This window comes from uncultured Methylobacterium sp. (genome assembly GCF_964251405.1).
Classification (GTDB): domain Bacteria; phylum Pseudomonadota; class Alphaproteobacteria; order Rhizobiales; family Beijerinckiaceae; genus Methylobacterium.
Map to the genome: position 1 here is coordinate 20707 of NZ_CAXUJR010000022.1, position 8341 is coordinate 29047.

Annotated in this window: 6 protein-coding genes; all 6 read right to left on the reverse strand. The window is 67.2% G+C overall.

The genetic code is table 11. The annotated features are described in order from the left end of the window. Positions 1-11 precede the first annotated feature (11 nt). The gene (locus ACFE7U_RS06350; RefSeq protein WP_375408887.1) at positions 12-3020 is read right to left on the reverse strand and encodes a 2-oxoglutarate dehydrogenase E1 component; all 3009 of its coding nucleotides are present in this window, start codon (positions 3018-3020) and stop codon (positions 12-14) included. A gap of 166 nt (positions 3021-3186) precedes the next feature. Continuing rightward, entirely contained in the window at positions 3187-4071 is an 885-nt protein-coding gene (gene sucD / locus ACFE7U_RS06355) for a succinate--CoA ligase subunit alpha (RefSeq protein WP_375408888.1), read from the reverse strand. 9 nt (positions 4072-4080) lie between these two features. Further along, positions 4081-5277, reverse strand: coding sequence for an ADP-forming succinate--CoA ligase subunit beta (sucC, locus tag ACFE7U_RS06360; protein WP_375408889.1), 1197 nt, complete (start codon positions 5275-5277; stop codon positions 4081-4083). 134 nt (positions 5278-5411) lie between these two features. After that, the gene (mdh, locus tag ACFE7U_RS06365) at positions 5412-6374 is read right to left on the reverse strand and encodes a malate dehydrogenase (RefSeq protein WP_375408890.1); all 963 of its coding nucleotides are present in this window, start codon (positions 6372-6374) and stop codon (positions 5412-5414) included. Between the two features lie 278 nt (positions 6375-6652). Then, positions 6653-7273, reverse strand: coding sequence for a TetR family transcriptional regulator (locus ACFE7U_RS06370; RefSeq protein ID WP_375408907.1), 621 nt, complete (start codon positions 7271-7273; stop codon positions 6653-6655). A 294-nt stretch (positions 7274-7567) separates the two neighbouring features. Next, positions 7568-8326 carry a hydroxyacylglutathione hydrolase gene (gloB, locus tag ACFE7U_RS06375; RefSeq protein WP_375408908.1) on the reverse strand — a complete coding sequence of 253 codons (759 nt, stop codon included), beginning with the start codon at positions 8324-8326 and terminating at the stop codon, positions 7568-7570. Positions 8327-8341 lie beyond the last annotated feature (15 nt).

The window sequence follows — 8341 nt, forward strand, 5'->3', positions numbered from 1 at the left end:
CTCGTGGAGGATCAGACCGCCAGGGCCTCGTTGAGGAACGCCTGAAGCTGAGCCTGGTGCTTGGAGAGGAGACCCACCGCCGTCGAAGCCGAGGCCGGCCGGCCGACATAGCGAGCGCGCTTGGCCGAGGCACCGGACTGGCCGAGCACCCATTCGAGATAGGGCTCGACGAAGGCCCAGGGTCCCATGTTCTTGGGCTCCTCCTGGCACCACACCACCTCGGCGTTGCGGAAACGCGCCATCTCGGTGGCGAGCGCCTTCAGGGGGAAGGGATAAAGCTGCTCCACGCGCATCAGGTAGACGTCGTTGACGCCCCGCTTCTCGCGCTCGTCGTGAAGGTCGTAATAGACCTTGCCCGAGCACAGCACGACGCGGCGGATCTTCTCGTCGCGCACGAGCTTGACCCCGTCGGGCTCGTGCTGGGCGTCGTCCCACAGGATACGATGGAAGGTCGAGCCTTCCGCCATCATGTCGAGGGACGAGACCGCGCGCTTGTGGCGAAGCAGCGATTTCGGCGTCATCAGCACCAACGGCTTGCGGAACTCGCGGTTGAGCTGGCGGCGCAGGATGTGGAAGTAGTTCGAGGGCGTGGTGCAGTTGGCGACCTGCATGTTGTCCTCGGCGCACATCTGCAGGAAGCGTTCGAGGCGGGCGGAGGAGTGCTCCGGCCCCTGGCCCTCGTAGCCGTGCGGCAGGAGCAGGGTCAGCCCCGACATGCGCAGCCACTTGCGCTCGCCGCTCGAGATGAACTGGTCGATGACGACCTGCGCGCCGTTGGCGAAGTCGCCGAACTGCGCCTCCCACAGGACGAGCGCGTTGGGCTCGGCCAGCGAGTAGCCGTATTCGAAGCCGAGCACAGCCTCTTCGGAGAGCATCGAGTTGATGACCTCGAGGTTGGCCTGGCCTTCCCGAATCGAGTTCAGCGAGGTGAATCGCTGCTCGTTCTCCTGGTCGATCACCACGGCGTGGCGCTGCGAGAAGGTCCCGCGCTCGACGTCCTGGCCGGAGAGCCGGACGCGGTGGCCCTCGATCAGCATCGAGCCGAAGGCCAGGGCCTCGGCGGTGGCCCAGTCGATACCCTGCCCCGATTCGACGGCCTTGGCCCTGTTATCGAAGAACCGCTGGATCGTGCGGTGCAGGTGGAAGCCCGGCGGCGGCGTCGTGATGCGCTGGGCGATCTCGCGCAGGGTGTCGGCGGGCACGCTGGTCTTGCCGCGGCGAGGATCGTCGACGTCCTCGCGCACGGCCTTGAAGCCGGCCCAGCGGCCGTCGAGCCAATCGGCCTTGTTGGCCTTGTAGTTGCCCGCAACCTCGAGCTCGTTGTCGAGGATGGTGCGGAACACGGCCTTGCTCTCGGCGAGCTGCTCCTCGGTGATCACGCCCTCGGCCACGAGCCGCTTGCCGTAGGTCTCCAGCGCGGTCGGGTGCTTGCGGATGCGCTGATACATCTTCGGCTGGGTAAAGGCCGGCTCGTCGCCCTCGTTGTGGCCGAAGCGGCGGTAGCACAGCATGTCGATCACGACGGGCTTGCCGAACTTCTGGCGGTACTCGGTGGCGATCTTGGCCGCGAAGGTCACGGCTTCGGGATCGTCGCCGTTGCAGTGGAAGATCGGCGCCTCGACCATCTTGGCGACATCCGACGGGTAAGGTGAGGAGCGCGAAAAACGCGGATCGGTGGTGAAGCCGATCTGGTTGTTGATGATGAAGTGGATCGAGCCGCCGGTGCGGTGACCCTTGAGGCCCGACAGGCCGAGGCACTCGGCGACCACGCCCTGGCCGGCGAAGGCCGCGTCGCCGTGGATCAGGAGCGGCATCACGCTGTTGCGCTGGACGTTGGGCTTGGCGCGCTGGTCCTGCTTGGCGCGGACCTTCCCCAGCACCACCGGATCGACGATCTCGAGATGGGACGGGTTGGCGGTGAGCGACAGGTGGACGTTGTTGTCATCGAACGTGCGGTCCGACGAGGCACCGAGATGGTACTTCACGTCGCCCGAGCCTTCGACCTCGGCCGGCGAGGCCGAGCCGCCCTTGAACTCGTTGAAGATCGCCCGGAAGGGCTTGGCCATCACGTTGGAGAGCACGTTAAGCCGGCCGCGATGGGCCATGCCGAGCACGATCTCCTTCACGCCGAGCGCGCCGCCGCGCTTGATGATTTGCTCGAGCGCCGGGATCATCGATTCCGACCCGTCGAGGCCGAAGCGCTTGGTGCCGGTATATTTGAGGTCGAGGAACTTCTCGAAGCCTTCCGCTTCGATGAGCTTGTTCAGGATCGCGCGACGCCCTTCGGGCGTGAACGAGATCTCCTTGCCCTTGCCCTCGATGCGCTCCTGGATCCACGCCTTCTCGGTGGGATCGGAAATGTGCATGAACTCGACGCCGAGCGTCTGGCAGTAGGTCCGCTCCAGGATCTCGATGATCTCGCGGATGGTCGCGTATTCGAGGCCGAGAACGTTGTCGAGGAAGATCGGCCGGTCCCAGTCCTTCTCCTCGAAGCCGTAATGCTGGGGCTTCAGTTCCTCCTGGTCGCCGCGGGAGGCGAGCGCGAGGGGGTCGAGCTTGGCGTGCAGGTGTCCACGCATGCGGTAGGCGCGGATCAGCATGATCGCGCGCACCGAATCCTTGGTCGCCTGCTCCACGGACACCGTGCCGGCGGCCGCCGCGGCGGTCCCGTTGAGGGGCTTGCCCTCGACCTTCGCCGTGTCGGACTTGAAGGTGTCGGACTTGGCGCGGATCTTCTCGCCCATCGCCTTCTCGACGGTGGCCCAGTTGCCGTCGAGCGCCGAGACCATCTCGCCGTTGGCCTGGACCGGCCAGTGCGGCTTCTCCCAGGACGCGCCGGCGGCATTCTTCTCGGCGAGCCCCCTGTCGTCGCCGAGCGACTTGAAGAACTCGGCCCAGGCCGGATCGACGGAGGACGGATCGCGAAAATAGTCCGCCTGCAGTTCCTCGATGTAGGCGGCATTGCCGCCGGTGAGGAACGAGCTTTCGAGCAGCTTCTCGTTGACGTCCTGACGTGCCATCGCTCAACCATCCTGCCGCTGGGGAGAGACGCCTCCGACGGCCCCTCTCGTCCGATCCGCGCCGCCTCGGCTGCGAGCCGGATCAACCATCGATGCGGGTCTCTCCCGTCATCCGATCTCCATATAGGTGCGGCGCACCTGAATGCGCCGCAACGCTGGCGTGCTTTCAGCCCTTGAGCACCTCGACGAGCGTGCTGCCGAGCCGGGCCGGCGAGGGCGAAACCCTGATGCCGGCCGCTTCCATCGCGGCGATCTTGTCCTCGGCGCCGCCCTTGCCGCCGGAGATGATGGCACCGGCATGTCCCATGCGCCGTCCCGGAGGCGCCGTCCGCCCGGCGATGAAGCCGACCATGGGCTTCTTGCGGCCGCGCTTGGCCTCGTCGGCGATGAACTGCGCCGCTTCCTCCTCCGCCGAGCCACCGATCTCGCCGATCATCACGATCGACTCGGTCTTGTCGTCGGCCAGGAACAGTTCGAGCATCGAGATGAACTCGGTGCCCTTCACCGGATCACCGCCGATGCCGACGGCCGTGGTCTGGCCGAGGCCGGCATTGGAGGTCTGGAACACCGCCTCGTAGGTCAGGGTCCCGGAGCGCGAGACGATGCCGACCGAGCCGCGCTTGAAGATGTTGGCCGGCATGATGCCGATCTTGCACTCGCCCGCCGTGACGATGCCGGGGCAGTTCGGCCCGACGAGGCGGGACTTGGAACCCTCCAGCGAACGCTTGACCCGCACCATGTCGAGCACCGGGATGCCCTCCGTGATGCAGACGATGAGGGGGATTTCCGCCTGGATGGCCTCGCAGATGGCGTCGGCCGCGCCCGGCGGCGGCACGTAGACGACGGAGGCGTCGGCGCCCGTGGCCTCGCGGGCCTCGGCGACGGTGTCGAAGACCGGCAGGCCGAGATGGCTCGCCCCGCCTTTGCCCGGGCTCGTGCCGCCGACCATCTTGGTCCCGTAGGCGATGGCCTGCTCGGAGTGGAAGGTGCCGTTCTTGCCGGTGAAGCCCTGGCAGAGGACCTTGGTGTTCGCGTCGATCAGGATGGACATCGGTCTCTCTCAGCCCTTCTTCACGGCGGCGACGATCTTCTGAGCGGCATCGTCGAGATCATCGGCCGGGATCACGTTGAGCCCGGAATTGCGGATGATGTCCTTGCCCTGCTCGACGTTGGTGCCTTCCAGACGCACCACCAGCGGCACCTGCAGGCCCACGGCCTTCACCGCCGCGATCACGCCGCGCGCGATGACGTCGCATTTCATGATCCCGCCGAAGATGTTGACGAGGATGCCCTTCACCTGCGGGTCGGCGGTGATGATCTTGAAGGCTGCCGTGACCTTCTCCTCCGAGGCGCCGCCGCCGACGTCGAGGAAGTTCGCGGGCTCCTCGCCGTAGAGCTTGATGATGTCGAGCGTCGCCATGGCCAGACCCGCGCCGTTGACCATGCAGCCGATGGTGCCGTCGAGCGCGATGTAGGCAAGGTCGTATTTCGAGGCCTCGATCTCCTTGGCGTCCTCCTCGGTCTCGTCGCGCAGGGCGACGATGTCAGGGTGGCGGTAGAGGGCATTCGAGTCGAAGGAGATCTTGGCGTCGAGGCACTTGAGATGGCCGTCGCCGGTGAGCACCAGCGGGTTGATCTCGAGCATGCTCATGTCCTTGGCGGTGAACGCCTCGTAGAGCTTGGTGACGAGGTCGCCTGCTTCCTTGGCTTGCGGACCGCTAAGGCCGAGCGTCTTGGCGACGAGGCGGCCGTGATGGGGCATCACGCCGGTGGCGGGATCCACCGAGAAGGTGATGATCTTCTCCGGTGTGTCGTGGGCCACCGTCTCGATGTCCATGCCGCCTTCGGTAGAGACTACGAAGGCGACCTTGCCGGTCTCGCGGTCGACCAGCATCGAGAGGTAGAACTCCGCCTCGATCTGCGCGCCGTCCTCGATGTAGAGTCGGTTGACCTGCTTGCCGGCCTCGCCGGTCTGGATCGTCACCAGGGTCTCCCCCAGCATCTCGCCGGCGAATTGCTTCACCTCGTCGAGGGACTTGGTGACGCGCACACCGCCCTTGGCTCCGGCCGGGGCGCCCTTGAAGGTTCCCTTGCCGCGCCCGCCCGCATGGATCTGCGACTTGACCACCCAGACCGGACCGCCGAGTTGCCGAGCTGCGGCCTCGGCCTCCTCGGCCTTGAAGATCGGCACCCCGCGCGACACGGGCAGGCCGAATTCCTTGAGCACCGCCTTGGCTTGGTATTCGTGGATGTTCATGGGAGACCCTCGCCGTCATCCCGGGGCCGCGAAGCGGAGCTCGGGATCCAGAAACACAATGGGTGGGCCAGCCTGCCGCCTAGGCGGTTCTGGGTTCCGGGCTCGCCTTCGGCGCCCCGGAATGACTGGTCGGTTTAGGCAAGCGCCGGGTTGATCGCCTTGCACGCCTCGATGAGCCCCTTCACGGCACCCACCGACTTGTCGAACATCGCCTTCTCGTCCGTGGTGAATTCCACCTCGAGGATGCGCTCGACGCCGTTCGCCCCGATGACGATCGGCACGCCGACATACATGCCCTGGATGCCGTATTCGCCCGAGAGATGGGCCGCGCAGGGCAACACCCGGCGCTTGTCGCGCAGGTAGCTCTCGGCCATGGCGATGGCGGAGGCCGCGGGCGCGTAGAAGGCGGAGCCGGTCTTGAGGAGGTTGACGATCTCGCCGCCGCCCTTGCGGGTCCGCTCGACCATCGCGTCGAGCTTCTCCTGGGTGGTCCAGCCGAGCTTCACGAGATCCGGCAGGGGAACGCCAGCCACGGTGGAGTAGCGCACCAGCGGCACCATGTCGTCGCCGTGGCCGCCGAGCACGAAGGCGGTGACGTCCTCCACCGAGACCTGGAACTCGTCGGCCAGGAAGTGGCGGAAGCGGGCGGAATCGAGCACGCCGGCCATGCCGACGACCTTCTGCGGCGGCAGGCCCGAGAACTTCTGCAAGGCCCAGACCATCGCGTCGAGCGGGTTGGTGATGCAGATGACGAAGGCGTCCGGCGCGTGGGTCTTGATGCCCGTGCCGACCGCTTCCATGACCTTCAGATTGATCCCGATGAGGTCGTCGCGGCTCATGCCGGGCTTGCGTGGCACGCCCGCGGTGACGATGACCACGTCCGCCCCGGCGATCGCGGCGTAATCGCTCGCGCCGGTGTAATGGGCGTCGAACCCGTCGACCGGCGCGGATTCGGCGATGTCGAGGCCCTTGCCCTGAGGCACGCCGTCCGCGATGTCGAACAGGACGACGTCGCCGAGTTCCTTCAGGCCGGCCAGATGCGCGAGGGTTCCGCCGATCTGTCCGGCGCCGATGAGCGCGATCTTGCTGCGTGCCATGGGGAACAACCTCCGGTGCGTTGAACTGCCTGCGGGCGCTGTGCCGTGCCTCAGCGTCGAGAGTCTCGCCCGCCCTCGTCGCGCCGCGGTGTGGCCGAAAAGGCGCGCCGCATCAACCCGATGAGGCCTCAAGGAAAGCAGGGTTCGGGCCAGCCGCAGCGTTGGCCGGGCAGGGACCTTCGAGGGAAAGCCAAGCTGCCCAGTCGGTTAGGGCCACGAGGAGGTCATCGGTTCGACGGCGAAGCATTGGTGACAGCGCGAGCGGTCTGTCACTTCAATTACAGGATGCCGACCCTCAGGACGCGCTGGATCGCCTGGATCAGGGCGCCGAACCGCGCTTCGACGAGGTCGGCCGGAACATCCGCATCGTGGTGGATGGCCAGCGGATGGGTGAAGCGGTAGCTCGCATCGAAGATGTAGGCGATGGCGCGCTCGCGGTCGCGGGCGACGAAGGCTCCGGCGCCGATCCCTTCCTCCACCACCCGTTCGACGAGGCTGCGCAGGCGGACCCGATGCCGCCGGGCGATCGGCCGAGCCGCTACGGTGGCATCGAGATGCACCGCGAACAGGTGCGGCGACCGGTTCAGGGCGTCGCGCTGCGCGGCGGCCAGGACGGTGAGCAGCCGCTCGATCTTGTCGTCGGCCGGGTCCGGCGCATCGGCGATCCGGCCGAGCTCGGCTTCGAGATCGCGCAGCCAACGTCCCACGACGGCGTCGAGCAGGGCGTCCTTCGAGGGGAAATAGCGATAGACGTTGGCGTGGGTCATCCCCGCCTCAGCTGCCACCGCCACGACGGTCACCCGCTTCGGCCCGAGCCTCGCGAGGTGCTCGGATGCGATGGCGAGCAGCCGGACATCTGCCGAGACCGGTGCGGGACGGACCCGCAGCGCCGCGCGCAGCGGGCGTGGCGTCGTCTGGTCAGTGCCTGGTTTAAGCGTCGGCCCGGAACCGTCGACGGGCGCGTCAATGGACGCGGCATGCGGCTCGAAACCGGCGACGGGGTCGTTGGCGGCCTCGTGCGGAACCGCTGCGACGACGGCGACGGGCGACTTCGCCGGTGCTGCGAAGGCATCCCGATTGCGGGCAGCCCCATTTCGGTGGGCGCGCGCCCGCATCGGCCTCGTGTCCTCTCCAGACGGTCGCCCGTACCGATGCTGTGCACGACGGGCCGCCTTCCCCCGTCGCATAGCGCGTCAGAAACGGTTCTTCCAGGCCCGCAACGCCGTGAAGACCTGTTCGGGTGTTGCATCCGCCGAAAGACCCGCTGCCTGGGCGATGGCAGGGCGGTCTGATCGCAGGAAGGGGTTCGTCTCCCGCTCGACGCCGATCGTCGTAGGGATCAGGAAGCGGCCCTCTCGTGCCGCGGCTTCCGCCTGCGCCATGCGCTCGGCGAGGCGCGCATTGTCAGGCTCGACCGCCAAGGCGAAGCGGGCATTGGCCAGCACGTAGTCGTGGCCGCTATAGACCTGCGTCGTCTCGGAGAGGGCCAGGAAACGGCTCAGGGAGCGCCACAGCGCCTCCGGCGGCCCCTCAAGAACGCGGCCGCAACCGAGGGTGAAGAGCGTGTCTCCCGCGAAGGCGACGCCGGCATTGCGAAACACGTAGCTGACATGGTCGTCGCAATGACCCGGAGTTTCCCAGACCTCGGCCGAGAGGTCGCCGAGGCTGACGACATCGCCCTCACCGACCGCGACATCCACCTCCGGAACCGCTGCACCTGCCTTGCGCGGCGCCGTGACCTTGGCGCCTGTCGCCCGCTTGACCTCCGGGATGCCTTCGACGTGATCCCCGTGCCGATGGGTGACCAGGATGTCGGTCAGCGTCCAGCCGGCCTCGTCGAGGGCGCGCAGGACCGGTTCCGCCTCGGGGACATCGATGGCCGCACAGGCGCCGGTGGCGGTATCGCGGATCAGGACCCCGATATTGTCGCTCCGGCAGAGGAAGCTGCGGATCTCATGGCGGCCTGC